This is a genomic window from Aquipuribacter hungaricus, assembly GCF_037860755.1.
GTDB lineage: Bacteria > Actinomycetota > Actinomycetes > Actinomycetales > JBBAYJ01 > Aquipuribacter > Aquipuribacter hungaricus.
Window position 1 is genome coordinate 1 of sequence record NZ_JBBEOI010000079.1, and the last position, 14,901, is coordinate 14,901.

General features: G+C 72.7%; 19 protein-coding genes and 1 pseudogene. 4 read left to right on the forward strand and 16 right to left on the reverse strand.

What is annotated here, in order from left to right; translation table 11 throughout:
- Positions 1 to 629 precede the first annotated feature (629 nt).
- From WCS02_RS10085 to WCS02_RS10105, 5 genes are all read right to left on the reverse strand, one after another.
- Complete coding sequence (locus WCS02_RS10085; protein WP_340292643.1) at positions 630 to 1,004, reverse strand: non-heme iron oxygenase ferredoxin subunit; 375 nt, start codon at positions 1,002 to 1,004, stop codon at positions 630 to 632.
- Entirely contained in the window at positions 997 to 1,695 is a 699-nt protein-coding gene (locus WCS02_RS10090) for an SGNH/GDSL hydrolase family protein (RefSeq protein ID WP_340292645.1), read from the reverse strand. The genes WCS02_RS10085 and WCS02_RS10090 overlap by 8 nt, the downstream gene beginning before the upstream one ends.
- Before the next feature lie 41 nt (positions 1,696 to 1,736).
- The gene (locus WCS02_RS10095; protein ID WP_340292647.1) at positions 1,737 to 2,456 is read right to left on the reverse strand and encodes a VIT1/CCC1 transporter family protein; all 720 of its coding nucleotides are present in this window, start codon (positions 2,454 to 2,456) and stop codon (positions 1,737 to 1,739) included.
- A gap of 148 nt (positions 2,457 to 2,604) precedes the next feature.
- Positions 2,605 to 2,937 carry a cupin domain-containing protein gene (locus WCS02_RS10100; RefSeq protein ID WP_340292649.1) on the reverse strand — a complete coding sequence of 111 codons (333 nt, stop codon included), beginning with the start codon at positions 2,935 to 2,937 and terminating at the stop codon, positions 2,605 to 2,607.
- Positions 2,934 to 3,419, reverse strand: a complete 486-nt coding sequence (locus WCS02_RS10105; protein ID WP_340292651.1) for a hemerythrin domain-containing protein — start codon at positions 3,417 to 3,419, stop codon at positions 2,934 to 2,936. The genes WCS02_RS10100 and WCS02_RS10105 overlap by 4 nt, the downstream gene beginning before the upstream one ends.
- 168 nt (positions 3,420 to 3,587) lie before the next feature.
- Between WCS02_RS10105 and WCS02_RS21180 the strand changes: the two genes are divergently transcribed.
- Complete coding sequence (locus WCS02_RS21180) at positions 3,588 to 3,878, forward strand: ABATE domain-containing protein (RefSeq protein ID WP_376983643.1); 291 nt, start codon at positions 3,588 to 3,590, stop codon at positions 3,876 to 3,878.
- 46 nt (positions 3,879 to 3,924) lie between these two features.
- On the opposite strand, the gene WCS02_RS10110 is transcribed toward WCS02_RS21180, so the two are convergent.
- The 5 genes from WCS02_RS10110 to WCS02_RS10130 form a co-directional block, all read right to left on the reverse strand.
- On the reverse strand, positions 3,925 to 5,175 hold the full coding sequence (locus tag WCS02_RS10110) for an NAD(P)/FAD-dependent oxidoreductase (RefSeq protein ID WP_340292653.1): 1,251 nt from the start codon (positions 5,173 to 5,175) through the stop codon (positions 3,925 to 3,927).
- Between the two features lie 41 nt (positions 5,176 to 5,216).
- On the reverse strand, positions 5,217 to 5,558 hold the full coding sequence (locus WCS02_RS10115) for a TraR/DksA family transcriptional regulator (protein WP_340292655.1): 342 nt from the start codon (positions 5,556 to 5,558) through the stop codon (positions 5,217 to 5,219).
- An 89-nt stretch (positions 5,559 to 5,647) separates the two neighbouring features.
- Positions 5,648 to 5,824, reverse strand: a complete 177-nt coding sequence (locus tag WCS02_RS10120) for a hypothetical protein (protein ID WP_340292657.1) — start codon at positions 5,822 to 5,824, stop codon at positions 5,648 to 5,650.
- Positions 5,825 to 6,042: 218 nt separating this feature from the next.
- Positions 6,043 to 6,657, reverse strand: coding sequence for a hypothetical protein (locus tag WCS02_RS10125; protein WP_340292659.1), 615 nt, complete (start codon positions 6,655 to 6,657; stop codon positions 6,043 to 6,045).
- A 951-nt stretch (positions 6,658 to 7,608) separates the two neighbouring features.
- A complete protein-coding gene (locus tag WCS02_RS10130; RefSeq protein WP_340292661.1) occupies positions 7,609 to 7,764 on the reverse strand; it encodes a hypothetical protein in 156 nt (51 codons plus the stop codon).
- 387 nt (positions 7,765 to 8,151) lie between these two features.
- On the opposite strand from WCS02_RS10130, the gene WCS02_RS10135 reads away from it, so the two are divergent.
- The 3 genes and pseudogenes from WCS02_RS10135 (at position 8,152) to zapE (WCS02_RS10145) (ending at position 9,363) form a co-directional block, all read left to right on the forward strand.
- On the forward strand, positions 8,152 to 8,361 hold the full coding sequence (locus WCS02_RS10135) for a hypothetical protein (protein ID WP_340292663.1): 210 nt from the start codon (positions 8,152 to 8,154) through the stop codon (positions 8,359 to 8,361).
- Positions 8,319 to 8,600 (forward strand): annotated as a pseudogene (gene zapE, locus WCS02_RS21185) (AFG1/ZapE family ATPase); the annotation flags it as partial. The gene WCS02_RS10135 and the pseudogene zapE (WCS02_RS21185), both read left to right, overlap by 43 nt.
- Entirely contained in the window at positions 8,503 to 9,363 is an 861-nt protein-coding gene (gene zapE, locus WCS02_RS10145; RefSeq protein ID WP_340292665.1) for an AFG1/ZapE family ATPase, read from the forward strand. The pseudogene zapE (WCS02_RS21185) and the gene zapE (WCS02_RS10145), both read left to right, overlap by 98 nt.
- Before the next feature lie 604 nt (positions 9,364 to 9,967).
- Here zapE (WCS02_RS10145) and WCS02_RS10150 read toward each other — a convergent pair.
- The 6 genes from WCS02_RS10150 to WCS02_RS10175 all read right to left on the reverse strand — a co-directional run.
- Complete coding sequence (locus tag WCS02_RS10150; RefSeq protein WP_340292667.1) at positions 9,968 to 10,528, reverse strand: hypothetical protein; 561 nt, start codon at positions 10,526 to 10,528, stop codon at positions 9,968 to 9,970.
- A 59-nt stretch (positions 10,529 to 10,587) separates the two neighbouring features.
- Entirely contained in the window at positions 10,588 to 11,898 is a 1,311-nt protein-coding gene (locus WCS02_RS10155; protein ID WP_340292670.1) for a hypothetical protein, read from the reverse strand.
- Positions 11,895 to 12,725 (reverse strand): ABC transporter ATP-binding protein, encoded by an 831-nt coding sequence (locus tag WCS02_RS10160; protein WP_340292673.1) that lies wholly within the window; start codon positions 12,723 to 12,725, stop codon positions 11,895 to 11,897. Before WCS02_RS10160 ends, WCS02_RS10155 begins: the two co-directional genes overlap by 4 nt.
- 135 nt (positions 12,726 to 12,860) lie before the next feature.
- Positions 12,861 to 13,688 carry a hypothetical protein gene (locus WCS02_RS10165; protein ID WP_340292674.1) on the reverse strand — a complete coding sequence of 276 codons (828 nt, stop codon included), beginning with the start codon at positions 13,686 to 13,688 and terminating at the stop codon, positions 12,861 to 12,863.
- Between the two features lie 317 nt (positions 13,689 to 14,005).
- Positions 14,006 to 14,329 carry a hypothetical protein gene (locus WCS02_RS10170; RefSeq protein WP_340292675.1) on the reverse strand — a complete coding sequence of 108 codons (324 nt, stop codon included), beginning with the start codon at positions 14,327 to 14,329 and terminating at the stop codon, positions 14,006 to 14,008.
- Between the two features lie 364 nt (positions 14,330 to 14,693).
- Positions 14,694 to 14,901 (reverse strand): hypothetical protein (locus WCS02_RS10175; RefSeq protein WP_340292677.1); only part of this gene is annotated, 208 nt, incomplete at its 5' end.

Genomic DNA, 14,901 nt, shown 5'->3' on the forward strand with positions numbered 1-14,901 from the left:
GTCCATGCGACTCTCCGTACGGTCCGGGCCTGACGCACGAGCAGGCAGGCAGCAGGTCGAATGGGCCGGGTGAGCCACGACGGTCCCATGTCTCACGCACCGCGGCCCCGGCGTCCCGAAACGGGGGGCCCCGCCCGCGCGGTCGTAGGTCGCACCGGCCGGGCAAGGGCTCAGGCCTTCGGCGCTGTCACGTCGTCGAACTCGACGTCGTGGGCTCGCCCGTCGGTCTTGGCTCGCGTCCCTGCCGCCGAGCGGTGCTCGTAGAGGCGCCCTAGCACGACCGCGACGTCGCTGATCGATCGACGCTGGTACCGCCACCAGTCGCTCTGCAGCTCACGGCGGTGCGCACCGCCCCGTAGCGGCCAGCAGGTCGGTGAGCGCAGTGCGGAACCCCCGTTCCCCGTGTGCGCCGAGTAGGCGCGGAAGGCAGGACCTGCCAGCGCAAGACCGCACTGTGGCTGAAGTCGGCCGTCTGCCTGACCCTGATATGCGAGACGCTCAGTCCCGGTGAGCCATGGTGTAGCGGTCAGGTGTGCTGCGGTCGCGAGGACTGGGGCCGAGTGAAAGCCGTGTGAGGCGCGTAGGTCGGTCTCTGGATGGCCTTCCCCCGTGCACGGTTCCAGGCCTAGTCAGGACGGGGTGCCCGCAGCAGTCTCGATGTCTGTGGCTGGTGCGGGGAGGGCTACCTGAATCTCTCCGTCGGTGATGCGGACGGCGTACACCGGGACGGGCACGGTGGCGGGGGGGCCTGTGGGGACGCCGCTCGTGAGGTCGAAGCGGGAGCCGTGGAGCCAGCACTCGACGTAGCCGTCCTCGACGTCGCCTTCAGACAGTGCGACCTGGCCGTGGCTGCACTCGTCGAGGAGGGCATGCACCGCACCGGCGCTGCGGGCCAGGCAGACCGGAAGTCCTGCCAGGTCGACGCGCACCGCGCTGTCTGGCGTCAGCTCATCCAGGCGACCGGCAGTGACCCACAGCAGACCCGCCGCAGCCTGCTCAGCCATGGGCTGGCGCAGGTCCGAGACGCGTGGCGACGGGTGACTGGAGGATGCCGCTCCAGAACGCCTCGGCCCAGACCCGATGGCCGCGGTCGTTGGGGTGGAAGAAGTCGGCCGCGAACTGGGTGGCCATCGCGGACCACCCCTCCCGGCGCAGGGCGTCGTGCAGGGGTACGACGACAAGCCCGTGGCCTTCGGCAGAGCGGGTCAACAGGTCCGCGGCCCGCTCGGCGTCACGCTCCCAGTGCCCGTGCATCAGGTACGGGGCGTCAGCGACGACGGTGCCCGGCGGCAGTGCGGCGGTGAGGGCAGACACCTGCCGCACGTATGCCGCCGGGTCGTAGGTGAGGAGGTCGTTGCCTCCGATGCCGACCGTGACGAGGTCCGGCCGGAGGGCTGCCAGACGGGGCAGCTGGTCGCTCAGCACGTCGTCGATGCGCGCGCCGGAGCGGCTCAGGTTGACCACCTGGACCGCTGCGTGGGTCTGCTCCCGCATCTGCTGGGCCACCAGGCCGACGTAGCCGCGTTCCGGCCGGCTGGCCCCGACGCCTTGTGCGGTGGAGTCGCCGAGGGCGACGTACAGCAGCCCGCCGGGTTCACCCTGAGGGTTCGACCAGTACCGGCGGGCCCGGCCGACGCCGCGCTTGACCCTCAGCAGCTTCGCCGTCCAGAGAGTCAGTGCGGATGCGGCGAGCAAGCCCAGACCTCGCAGCGCGAGGGTTGCGGTCCGGTGACGCGTCACAACGTCGTCCCCAGCAGACTGCCGATGAGGTAGGTGAACGCCATGCCGGCTCCTCCGCCCACGACTATGCGGATGACGGCGCGGGTGCGTCCCGCGCCGCCGATGGTCGCGCCGAGTGCTCCGGCCAGGGCCAGGGCGAGGAGCACGACCACGAAGGTGGCCCAGATGCGGATCGCCGGGGGCAACAGCAGGATCGAGGCGAGCGGGAGCAGCGCACCCAGCGAGAAGGACAGCGCCGAGGCCGCAGCGGCGTTCCAGGGGCTCACCAGGGCGTGGGGGTCGATACCCAGCTCAGCGTCGGCGTGGGCCGCGAACGCGTCGTTGGTGGTGAGCTCTCGGGCAGCTCGCCAGGCGGTGTCGGCCGACAGACCCTTGGCCTGGTAGATCTGGGCCAGCTCGCGGCACTCCGCCTGCGGGCTCGTCGCGATCGCACGCCGCTTCCGGTCCAGCAGGGACCGCTCGCTGTCGCGTGAGCTGCTCACCGACACGTACTCCCCGAGGGCCATCGACACCGCTCCCGCCACGAGGCCCGCGACCCCGGCGGTCAGGAGCGGCCCGTTGGCGCTGGTCGCGCCGGCCACCCCGATGACGAGGCCGGCGGTGGAGACGATGCCGTCGTTGGCCCCGAGGACCCCGGCGCGCAACCAGTTCAGCCGTGCCGCGGTCCCCGCGCGGTCGTGCGGCTCACCAGCCAGGTCCTGGCGCGCGTCCGACACCCACCCAGGGCGGTCCAGGACGGCGGCCCGGGCGGCGGCCTGCTGGGCGAGGGACTCAGGTGAGCACGCTGAGTCCTCACGCGTCCCACTGACTCTGGCTGACCGGGACGGCTCGGGCGGCTCAGGCGGTTTGCGCGTCCCTACCACCTCAGGCTGTCTTGGCGACGGTGAGGAGCACGGCAGAGTCCTCGAGCGCCTCGAGGCTGTGCCGGGCGTCGGGGACGACGAGGAGGTCGCCGGGGGAGCCCTCCCAGCTGTCGTCCCCGCAGCGGAGGCTCACCCGGCCGTGCAGCACGTGCAGGGTGGCCTCGCCGGGGTTCTCGTGGTCGTCCAGCTTCCGCCCGCCAGCGAGGGCTACGAGGGTCTGGCGGAGCACGTGCTCGTGGCCGCCGAAGACGGTGTGGGCGCTGCGCCCGCTGGAGGCGTCCACGGCCAGCTTGAGCTGCTGGCGGACGAGGGCGGTGAGGGACGACTTGTTCATGGTGCACCTCTCGGTTCGGTGACTCGGTCAGGGTGGTGCTGGACGGCGGCCGGCTCGTTGAGCCGGTCGGTGATGCGGTCCCACGAGGGGCCGTCCAGTGCGGTCGCGGCGGCGGGGAACACCCCGTTGTCCTCGCGCTCGATATGGGCGTCCAGCAGGCGCAGGAGCGCGTCGAGGCCGGTGAGGTCACCACCGCGGACCGCGTCGAGGGCGGCCTCGAGGGTGACGTGCTCGCCGCAGAGCCGGTCGATGTGCGGGGCGAACTCGGGGTCGTCCCTCAGCTCACCGAAGAGTCCGCGCTCCTCGACCTCGACGTGCGGGTCGAGCAGACCGGCCAGGGCGGCGACGCCGGCGGCGACATCCTCGGGCCCGCCGGTGACGACCGTCCGACGAAGCTCACCGGCCGCGTTCTGGATCGCCTCGTGCTCGTCCATCAGCCGGCCGATGACGGTGATGTCATGGCAGCCACAGTAGCTGCACACCTCAACGGCGCCGGACGGTCGGTGGTGCGTGCATAGGTCCTCCTGCTGTCGCGGCCTGGCCGGTGGCGACTCGATCCTCCACCCGCGGGCGTCCCGGCGTCCGGGCCATAGGTCCCGTCAGCGTCGGGAGCCGACCTGCTCCCACCCGGGCGGCGTGGCGCGGGAGCCCTGCCGGGCACCCCGCTTGAGGCTCGTCGGTGGCGGGCGGGGCGGGGCGGGGCGGTCCTGCAGCCGGGGTTGCAGGAGATGTGCGCGGCGCAGCGGCGGGCGCTGCGAGAACAGGTCCGTGCCCTGCTCGCCTCCCACGTCGACGGCCGCCCGGCCCCGACCTCGGCGCTGCAGGCCGTCAACGATGCCATGACCCGGGTCCCGACCATCCCCCTGCTCCGCTGGGACCAGGCACACGGCCTGCACCGCGGTGACCTCTGGCCCTCGCCGGGCCGTCACCACCGTGTGTAAACCCCTTGGGGCACCGCTCTTGGGCGGCATGGGGGACATCTGCTGGTCATCTGAGGGGGTCGAACGGCGTCAGGGCCGTCGGGGTGACGCCGGTGACGATGCGTTCGGCCAGCAGCTTCCCGGTGACGGGGCCGAGGGCGACCCCCCACATGCCGTGCCCGCCGGCGGTGAAGACCTTGGGGGACCGGGTCGCGCCTATCAGCGGCAGGCCGTCGGGTGTGCACGGTCGGGAGCCCACCCACTCTTCGTGGCGGTCGTCGAGATCCACGCCCTGGAGCACCGGACGGGCAGCGGCGGCGATCGCCTCGATGCGGCGACGGTCCAGGGCGGCGTCGGGCGGGCGGAGCTCCATCATCCCGGCGACCCTCAGCCGCGGCCCTCCGGGTGCCGCCACCGGGGTGCACGCCACCCGCTGGCCGGGGAAGTACAGCGGGCCGCGGGGCAGGTGCTCGCAGGGGACGCTGAAGCTGTACCCGCGCCCGGCCTGCACGGGCTGACGGACCCCGAACGGTCTGGCGAGGTCGCCCAGCCACGCACCGTTCGCGAGCACGACGGCGTCGAAGCGTCGCTCCTGGCCCTCGCCGTCGTGGACGACGACACCGTCGGACGTCTCCGTGACCCGGGTGACCGACACGCCCTCGATGACGTCCCCGTCGCGGTCGTGGACCGCGTCGGCCAGGGACCGCAGGTAGGCCGGCGGGTCGATGAACCGTTGTCCGTGCAGCCGGACGGCCGTGGTGGTGGCCGGGGACAGGGACGGTTCCAGGCTGCGGGCCTCCTCGCCGGACAGGACGTCGAACTTGACGTCCTGCCCGGCTGTCTCGATGTCCCTCAGCGTCCGGACCAGGGCGTCTCTCTCCTGGGGTGTCCGGTAGCACGCCAGAAACGGCTCGGCGGGACGGGTGCCCGCCTGGACCCCTCCCGCGGTCAGCTCGTCGAACGCGTCCAGGGCGATGCGGTTCACAGGGGCGTAGGCGCGCATCCCCACGCCCCAGCGGCGGGCCGTGCTGTGCCGGGTGAAGCCCAGCAGGAAGCGGAGCAGCCGGGCGTCGGCGCGCAGCGGAACGTAGACCGGTGAGGACGGGCTGAGCAGCGCCCTCACCCCGTAGGACAGGACCGCAGGGTCGGGCAGCGGTGCCGTCAGCGCCGGCGTCAGCCAGCCTGCGTTGCCCCATGACGAGCCTGCTGCGACGTGGCGGCGCTCGATGACGGTGACGTGCACGCCGTGCGCCTGGAGGAACCAGGCGGTGGACAACCCGACGATGCCCGCCCCGACCACGGCGACCCGCCTAGGCACGGTGGACCGCCCCCTCGGCAGGCGTCCGGCACGCCGGCCGGTCAGCGCGCGGCACGGCCGGCGCAGTCGACGCAGGTGGTGGTCCAGCAGCGCGCCTCGAGCCGTTCCGCCGAGATGGGCTGGTCGCACCCGGTGCAGATGCCGTAGCGGCCTTCGGCCAGGCGCACGAGCGCGGTCCGCACGTCCCGCAGGTCGCGCTGGGCTCGGGCGCGGCGTGCGGACCGGACCGCGTCGAGGTCGGCCTCAGGAAAGGCCTGCAGCTGCCGGCTGCGCGTCTCCTCCAGGTCGGTGAGCTGCCGGAGCAGGTCGGCGTCCGGAGCCGTGGGCGGGGTCGGGGTCGGACGGGAGAGCGGGGTCGGGTGGGTGAGCGGGGTCGTGGTCATGGTCGGTCCTTCGGTGACGGCCCGCCCCGGGCTACCGGGGGAGCAGGAATCGCCAGCAGCCCGAGGGGCTGCTGGTCGTGGTCGTCAGATCAGGACCGGGCGGGCGGGGCGCGGTCGATGCTGCGGCGCAGCACGTCCAGACCGCGGGTGCCGCGAGCGTCCTCGCTCAGCTCGACGGCGAGCAGGGCCGCACCCGAGGGCACGTGCGAGGGCATGTGGACGTGGCCGGCGGCCGCCGGCTGCACAATGTCCCCACGTCCCCACACGATCCGGACCATAACAGCGTCCGTGCTGGGCGCCACAAGGTTCCTCCAGCCCACGGCGGACCTCGTGCCCCGGCGGCTGCTCGGTGTGTCGCCACCTGGTGGACCCGACCTTCGCGGCGGGGTCCGGGGTCCGGGGTCCGGGGTCCGGGGTCCGGCCCCGGCGCTTGCCGTTCGCTCGCGTGACGGTGCCGTCGTCTGCGCCGGGGACCCGCCCTCGGTCATCCGACGGCTGAAACGGACTCTGCGACCACGACGAGCTGGTCGAGGTACGGGGCGTAGGCGTCGGTGTCGATCTCGACGTCGTAGACCTCCTCGATGCCCTCGGCGTCCAGGCTGCGGATCGTGCCGACGACCCGGACGGGGTCGCCGGCTCGCAGGTCGAGGTCGGCGCCGGGAACGAGCACCAGGACCTGCTCCTGGTCCGTGCCGTACCCCAGGTCGTCGTCGCCCGTGAAGAACGCGTCCTTGTCCAGCTGGTCCAGGTCGGTGTAGGCCGGTGCCGCCCCGGGGCTCGGCGGGGTGAGGTCGTCCGGGACGCCCGGCTCGACGCCGTCCTTATCCATGCGGAAGGCGTTGTTGTCGAGGACCTCGGTGACCTCGCCGATGCTGGTGACCTCCAGGCCCAGCATCCCGTTCGGGTCGGGGCCGGCGCCGAGCTGGGCCCGGGTCGCGCCCAGCGACTCGTCCTGTCCCGCGTCCTCGGCGCAGCCGACGGCCGTCAGCGCCACGGCCGCGGCAGCCGCCGTGGCGGCCCACCCCTGCCGTGCCGTGCTCCGTCGGGCCGGCAGCAGGGCCATCGGGCGGCGGCGGGACGCGTGATCAGGTCTGGGCATGAGGTCACGTTGCCCGTTGTGCCTGTGAGCGACCTGGCACGCGTCCGGCTTCTGCCGTGCAGCCCGTCCCCTCGGCGGTGGGCTGTCGAGCTGGTCAGGTGGCGGTGACGCCCGGTGTAGGTGTCCCGGGCGATGAGGCGCAGGAGCTAGGCGACGGCGACGTAGACCACGACGAAGCTGCCGCGGTCGGGATCAGGGTGGCGCTCCAGCCGACGCCGTAAGAGATGTTGTCGAACCCGGTGATGGCCTGCAGACGACCGGCTGCTCCGCTATCTGGTCCCTACAGGGCGCGGCCTCGCGCGGGCGAGCACGCACGCCGGGGGCCTCGCGACGCACACCCTGACCCGCACCGACCCCACCTGACGCAACCCGGTAGACGATCGTCGGCTGGCGACGCTGTGAGGCTGGTCCCGGTGCTCGAGCGACTGTCCTCAGGGCGTCGCTGGGACCTACGGCCGAGACTGCGCCCGGCGTCGGAGCACGGCTAGACCAGCAGCCACAACAAGCAGAATCACGACGCAGATGCCGATGGGGACCCAGCCACCCTCGTTGCCCTGCGATACGACGTATCCCCCGCCTGCGAGACCGATGAGTGCCAGAACGATGGCCAGGATTGGCGCAACTTTGAGCCGGTACGTGTCCACTGGCCACCGATCGTCATTGAGGCGGAGACTCCCGCCGGGATCGTAGCCTTCGAGGAGCGGCAGGGCTTGGGCCTTGGCGGCTCGTCTCAGCTGGGGATCCCTTGTGACGAAAATGTCGGCGCTTCGACCGCGCCGCCGTCAACGGTCCCGTCGTCGCCGGCAGGGGGTCGGTTACTGGGACGGGCGCAAGTATCCAGTCTCAAACTCGCGCGGCTACAACCAGGACGGCGGTCCCCGACGGCGCCAGGAACAGTCGACTGCTGCGCACGCTGGAGAGCGACAAGCCCCAGGGCAGGTCGAGACCAACTCACCATGTGTAGGTGGACCGGACAAGCACGGGCAGGACGAACCGGAGAAAGATCATCAATAGCGTCAGCCCCGGTGCTAGTTGCAGCCACGCCTTCAGCCGTGGGAACACGAGGGCATCCACCGTGCCTAGAAGCGTCGTCGTCAGGCTGGCCACGCAAACTGCTAGGGCGAAGTAGTACGGGCCGCTCCATCGTCCCCAGAACACACCCTCCTCTGTGAGGCTGAAGCAGCAGGCGAACTCTGCAAACCAGGAGCCCGCCAAGAGCAGGACCACAGCCGATAGCCCGAGCGAGATGGATGGCATCCGCGCGAAGAGCCCGTCCAGCCTCGGCGACATACGACTCATGATGCGCGTTGAGCGCGGTCGCGGAGGCACTTCACCCCGTGTTCACCCGGTGTCCCGAGGTCAGCGCCCAGGGCGATTCTCTGCCGGACGGCCAGGTCGCTGGCGCCCGTCCGTGAGCGACCGCGCCCACTGCCGCATCCCGCTGGGTGAGCTTGGAAGCGCTGCTCGTCTCACTCGGTGCGGCAGGCTTCCGCCGTGCGCCCCTCCCGTAGCGACGCCGCGGTCGTCGACGCGCGCAGGCGCTTCGACGACGCGGCCCACCAGCTCGACTCGGTGCTCGATGAGGAGCAGCGCCCGGCCGCCGACCGCCTCGCCGTGCTCGGTGCCCAGGTCCTCACCAGCCGACCCACGGCCGCCCAGTCGTGGCCCGGGCTACGCCGCCGTCGAAGCCCGACGGGGATCTAGCTGCACGGGCCCGTCGGCGTGGCAAAAGCTGGCTGGTCGACGCCCTCGTCGATCAGCTTCCCCCGGGCACCGCACAGCGGCTCCACGTCTACGAGGCCACCCGCCGGCTGCACCGCACCATCGCCGCCCACGCCGGACGCCGTGGCGGCCTCGACGCCGCCATCACCGACGTCCTCGCCGGCGCGCGCGTCCTCTTCCTCGACGAGCTGCACGCCCACGACCCCGGCGACGCCATGCTCCTGTCCCGCCTGGTGCGCGCCCTGCCCGGCCGCGGGGTGCGGCTGCTCGCCACGAGCAACTACGCCCCCAGGCGGCCTCCTGCCCGACCCGCGCCACCACCACCTCGTCCTGCCCCTGGTCGCCGCGCTGGAGACCACCTGCGAGGTCCTCCACGTCGCGGGCCCGGTCGACCACCGCACCCTCGGCCACGGCGGCGCCCGCCCCGCCTGGTCATCCGGGGCGTGGCTCAGGCCCGGCAGCGCCGCCCAGCTCGCCGCCCTAGGTCTGGCGGCTCCCTCCCCGGAGGACCGCCCGGCAACTGCACGTGGGCGGACACCCCCTGTGGGCGATGTCCGCGACCGACGACGTCGTGCACCTGCACTGCACCAGCTGTGCGACACCCACACCTCGACCGGGGACCTGCTCGAACTCACCGACCGCTACCAGACCCTTGTCCTGGCCGGAGTCCCCGCACTGGCCCGCACGAACGAGGACGCCCGGCGCCGCTTCGCCGACCTCGTCGACGTCTGCTGGGACCGCGACATCCGCCTCGTCCTGCTCACGACCCTGTCCCCGGACTCCGCCTTGGACGCCGCGCTCACCGACCTCGACCGCATGACCAGCCGCCTCAACTTGCTTCGACACCTAAAACTCGGACCCGTCCGCGACGCCAATCGGCTACTGCACCCGCAAGGCGCTACACCGAGAAGTTGGGTCGCAGGGATTGTCGGTTTCGTAAGGGCTGCCGCTGCCCGTTGTACCGGGCCCGACGGTCAGAGGTAGGCGACAGCCAAGAAGACGCTGGCGCCCAGCACGAGAAACCCTGGAACTAGCCGCAGCCAACCCCACCGCTCGCGGGCTACCCAGCACATGCGTGCACCGACGAGCGTCATGGCGATGCAGGTGACGTAGGCCGGCATTAGCCCAAAGAAGGAGATGGCTCGCAGCAGGTCGCCCCACCACGGTCGGGAGCCGTGGCCGAAGGAATGAGCAGCGAAGTCCCAGACCTGGTACGCCGCCGCCGCCAACACGAACACCGCGGTCCACGAGGAGGCCGCTGCCGACCGCACGCGCAGTCGTGTCCGCTGCGGTGTCCTGACAGCGGTGTCCAAGCCTGGCCGCACAGACCTGTCGGAGGGTGGCGGCACGGTCCCCATCGTTCGGCTGGGGGGCGAGCAGCGCCATGTTCCCGGCGAAGCCCGACACCTTCGGCTTAACGGGTCCGGCCAACGCCGACGCCCGGCACGGCGTAGGCGAACGGGCAAGCACCGACTGAGGATTCTTTGTGGGACGGACGTTCGAGTCCTGCGGTTGGCCGTCAGGCCAGTTGCTTGTCACCGCTGTCTGGTCGGCTCAGGGGACGGCGTAGGTGAGTGGGGTTGTCGTCCTACACGCGTGGGGGTCCGGTGGCCCAGACGACCAGCCCGGTGCCCAGCAGGGCGAGGGATGCGAGGGTGTGGGTCGGGTCGGGGTGGACGCTGAGCAGCCAGGCCCAGGGGCGCAGGGTGCCGTCGCGCTGGTAGCCGAAGAACGTGGCGGCGGTGACGTGCAGGACGGGCAGCGTCCAGGCGAGGGCCGGGCCGGCGGCGCGGGCGAGCAGGAGGCCTTCGCCGACGGCGGCGGTGGCTGCGGTGAGGCAGGCCGCGAAGAGGTGGGGCCAGGGCAGGGAGACCGCCGCGACGGCGAAGGCTGTCAGGGTGAGTACGCGGCCGCACCGCCACAGGACCAGCCGGCGCGGGCTCGTCGACGGGATGACGTCCAGCGGTTCCCGGGCGGTGAGCAGCACCCCGATGCTGGCGGCGACGGCGGCCATGGCGCCGGTCGGGGTGAGGGCGACCGCGCGGCTGGTCAGGGTGGGCAGCACGACCAGGTCGGGAGCCAGCAGACCCAGTGCTGCCACCGCCGTGATGACGGCCATGGCTAGGTGCAGGTCCCAGCCTCGTGCCACCACGACCACCTGCCGCCACACTGGTAGGAGGGGCCGGGGCCGGGGGGTCATGGGTGTGGTCACGGGGCGTCTGCCGGTCGTGCGGCGCAGGCCGCGTCGGCCTCCTCGAGCGTGTCCTGGACCCAACGGGCCTGGACAACGTCGCTCTGCTGCGCCAGGACCTCGATCTCGTCGCCGGGCTCTCGGAGGACCGGTTCGCCCGCGCGGACAGCCATCAGCTCGACGACGTCGCCGCGGAGGTCGGCGGAGGCCGGCTCGTAGGGGCAGCGGCTGGGTGGCAGGGACGCTGCCCTGACCTCGGCGAGGACGGACGTGGAGTCGCTGTCGTCGACGGTGAGCACGTCGACCGTGGCTGCGCCCACCGGTCCGGGCTGTCCGGGCTGTTCGGGCTGAAGTCCGAGCTGGTTATAGGTGGACGGCAGGTCGGGCAGGACGTCCTCGTTGTGCTTCCTGACGGTGACGGCGGCGGCGAGGATGGCGGGTGCGAGGTGGGTCGCCTCCGGCCAGGTGCACACCCTCACGCCGGACTGGTCGAGGCACGGCGGGTCGGTGGGTGGGGTCCGGAGCCGGACGACGTCGGGCTGGAGGGTCGTGGCGGCCGCGAGGAGGACGGCGCCGCCCGCGACGGCCGCCAGGACACCGAGCGCTCGACGGTGGTCCAGCACGAGCAGGACCGCCAGGGCGACCGCGCCCAGGGCCGCGAGCTTGGGCAGCCAGTAGCCGGGGTCCGGTTCGAGGGCGAGGGAGTAGGAGAAGTCCAACGGGTAGGGCTCCAGCCACAGCAGCCACGACCGCCCGTCGATCCTGGAGTACAGCGACGCCGTGGCGGAGCCGTAGAGGGCGATGCTCAGCACCGGGCCCGCCAGCCTGGACCGGGTCAGGGTCCCGGTCCAGACCCCCAGCAGCACGGCGGCGGCGCACATGAGCACCGCCGTCGCCGGCAGCAGCAGCATCGCCGCGGTGAAGGGACCAGCGAGGTCGGCGCGGACGACCGCCACGAGGGTCCCCACCGTCAACGCGGCCACCGTCACCACTGACAGGCTCACCGCCGACAGGCAGACGGCCCCGGACGCACCCCGCGGGGTCGATGCCGCGGCGTCGAGCCACCCCTTCCGGCGTCGGGCCTGCACGTGCACGACGGACGCACCGGCCGCGACCGGCGCGAGGAACGTCGCCGTCGCGGCGCCGGTGCTCAACGGTGCCGCCCACCCAGGGCTCAACGAGCCGGCCGACCCGGCCGAGCCGGCCGCCAGCACGGACACGGCCACCATGAGGATGCCCGCGTACAAGGGAACCCCCCGGGTCGCCTCCACTGCGGCGACGTACGGCAGCTGCAGACGGCGCGGTCGGCGGGCCCTGGCGCTGCTCACGCGCCGGCCCCACCGTCGCGGCGTCCTCTCACGCTCGCGTCGACGTCGGCGTTGGTGTCGAGCAGGTGCAGGAAGGCCTTCTCCAGCTCGGTGCCGGTGACGGTGTCCCCGGCCACGGCGATGCCGTGGCCGGTGCAGAAGGTCGGCAGGTCCCCCCAGTAGGTGATGCGGCCCCCGCTGAGTACGACGACGTCGTCGGCCAGTGCCGCGACGTCCTCCACGAGGTGGGTGGCCATGATCAGGGTGGCGTGCTGCGCCGCCCGGGACAGGTGCCGGCGCAGCTCCACCCGCTGCCGCGGGTCCAGCCCGACCGTCGGCTCGTCGAGGATGACCAGCTGCGGGTCGTTCACCAGGGCCTGGGCGAGGTTGAGCCGCTGCCGCGTCCCGCCGGACAGCCGGCCCACCCGCGTGCCGCGCTGCGGCCGCAGCTCCAACGCAGCCAGGACCCGCTCCACCGCCCCCGGCACGTCGGCAGCGGGCACCCGCTTGAGCCAGCACACGTACCGCAGCACGTCCTCGCAGGTGTAGCCCGAGGCGAGGTCCAGGTGCTGCGGCACCACCCCGAGCCTGGACCGGTAGCCGGCCACGCCCTGCCGGTCCCGGCTGTCCCAGCCGGCGCAGCAGAACCAGCCCCCCGTCGGTCGCGTGACCGTCGCCAGCATCCGCAGCAGCGTCGACTTGCCCGCACCGTTCTCGCCCAGCACCGCGACGACCCGGCCCCGGCTCTGCCCGTCCAGACCCGTCAGGACAGGCCGGCGACCGAACGCATAGGACAACCCGGACAACGACAACGTCGGCGGCACAGCCGCGGGCCCCGACGCGTCCACCACCCCAGTCTCACCCACACCACGGCGCCTGGACTGAGCCCCCATCACGCGGTCGCCACCCGGGAACCCCGAGCTGGGGAGACGCTGCAGGTGGTCCTCCGCGGTCGGTCGCGGGGGCGGTGCCGGCGGCTGGACTCAGGCGGGCGACGCGGCCAGGCCGGGCCCGCGCCGGAACACCGCGCGCCACAGACGACCCGCGGGCGCGGCCGAGACGAGCAGGACCGGGCCGAGGACGACGGCCGCCCCGAGCTGCACCGTGTCCCACCGTGCCTCGTACCAGCTGTCCAGCAGGGCGAGCAGACCACCCGCCAGGGCCAGCCCGAGCACGGTCCAGCCCACCCGGCGCGACGTCGACACGAGCACGCTGGTCGCCACGACGACGCCGACGACCGTCGCCACCTCGACCAGGACCTGCACGCCCCACGCTGTCCCCGCGGCCAAGGACGCCGCGTCCTGCGACAGGGAGGCCGCCACGACGAGCACCGTGACCACCACCACCGAGCGCCACCCGAACCGTGCTGGCGCCACCACGCGCCGGTGTGCCGCTACCAGCGCGGGCGCAGCTACCGCCAGCAGGAGCAGCGCGGTACCCGACCACGGCCACCACGTCGACCAAGTCGATGCGTCGGCGTACGGGCCGGGCATCATCGGCTCCCGCAGCGCAGTCGTCCCCAGGCCCGCTGGCGGCAGGACGAGCAGCCCCGCACAAGCCATCGCCGGCAGCGAGCGTCCATGACGCACCAGGGCGGCCGAGACGAGTCCGACCATGCCGACGGCCAGGGCCTGCCGGATAACGAGGGGCGCCCAGACCTCGGCACCCGTCAGCGCGGGCGCGGGTCCCTGTCGGCCGTCGGCTGCCCAGCTGGTCATGGCGTCCTGGTGCACCACCTCCGCCCAGGCGCGCTCCTGCACCGCCAAGGCCACGCCCCAAGCAAGCGTGACGAGCACCGCGGTCACCAGCACCCCGTACCCGTCGCCTCGGGACACGCACCTGGAGCGAGACGCACCAGGATCAAGCGCAGGTACAGCAGCCGTCACTGCCGCGCCATCGGGTCAAAGGGACCCGGGACGAAGGGCGTACCCCCGACAACCACCCGGACGGGCGCCCATCTCCGGATAGCGGTCCCCTGTGGGACCGCGGGGCCGATCCCACGCGAGCCGTTTCTCAGCCGCTGTCCGCTGCCGGGGGGTGGTCGCTGTCGTGGAGCGCTACAAGAGCTATGGAGCCGCTCGGGACGGGCCGGGCGGCAGCCGCACGGCGAATCAGCCGGGCGCCCAGGTCAGACGCGGGTGTCGACCCTCGCCACGGTGCTGCCACCGGCGAGGTGCTCCAGTGCCTTGCTGATCGCGTCGGCGAAGGGTGCCTGCGCCGGGTCTGTACCGATGCGGGACAGCAGCCCGGTGAGGTAGGACGAGGACACGTCGCCGTCCACTGCCCCTCTCTGGCGGTCAGCCATCAGCTGCGAGGCCAGGGTGGACGCCCCTCTCGCCTGCTCGGGGCTCATATTCTCCGTGCCGTGGAAGGTCATGGAGTCGGGGTCGACGCGGGCGGTGACCGTCATCCCGAAGCTGTTGAGCAGGAAGCTCTTGTCGGACTCGGTCAACGAGCCGACGAGCGACGCCGAGGTGGACGCAGCCGGGGCTGGCGCGGCCGCGCTGGCGCGAGGCGAGACGGTGCTGGCCGGGGGTAGGTACGAGGTTGGTGCGGCGGTGATTCTCATGTGGGCATCCCTCCGATGCACCCTTCGGCGCGCAAGCACACGGCCTGTAGCGCATCCCTGCCATCGCCGGGAGCCTTTCACCCACGCTGGCCGCGTCGCCCTGCAGCAGGCGCAGGCGGTCGTCGTCAGCCGACGATCGGCTGGCGAGACGTGTCTCGGCGCGACGGTTGACGAAAGGTCGTCACGCCTCTCACGTTGGTGTCACGATCGTGGCCTGTTGGAGCCGTGGATGGAGGAGTCGGGTGGGTCAGCGCGGAGAGCTTGAGGGCCTCACCAGCGTCTTGAGGTCATTGGCGTCCACCGGTGCGTGGGCTGTCGCCGGCGGGGTGTGGGCGCTGGTGCCGGTGGGCCGGGCGCGCGGGGTGACCAGGACGCTGCTCGTCGCTGTCCCGGCGGCGGCGGCCGCCGCCGCCGTGGCGGCCAGCGGCTGGCGGGCGAAGGCCGGGCCAGGGGGC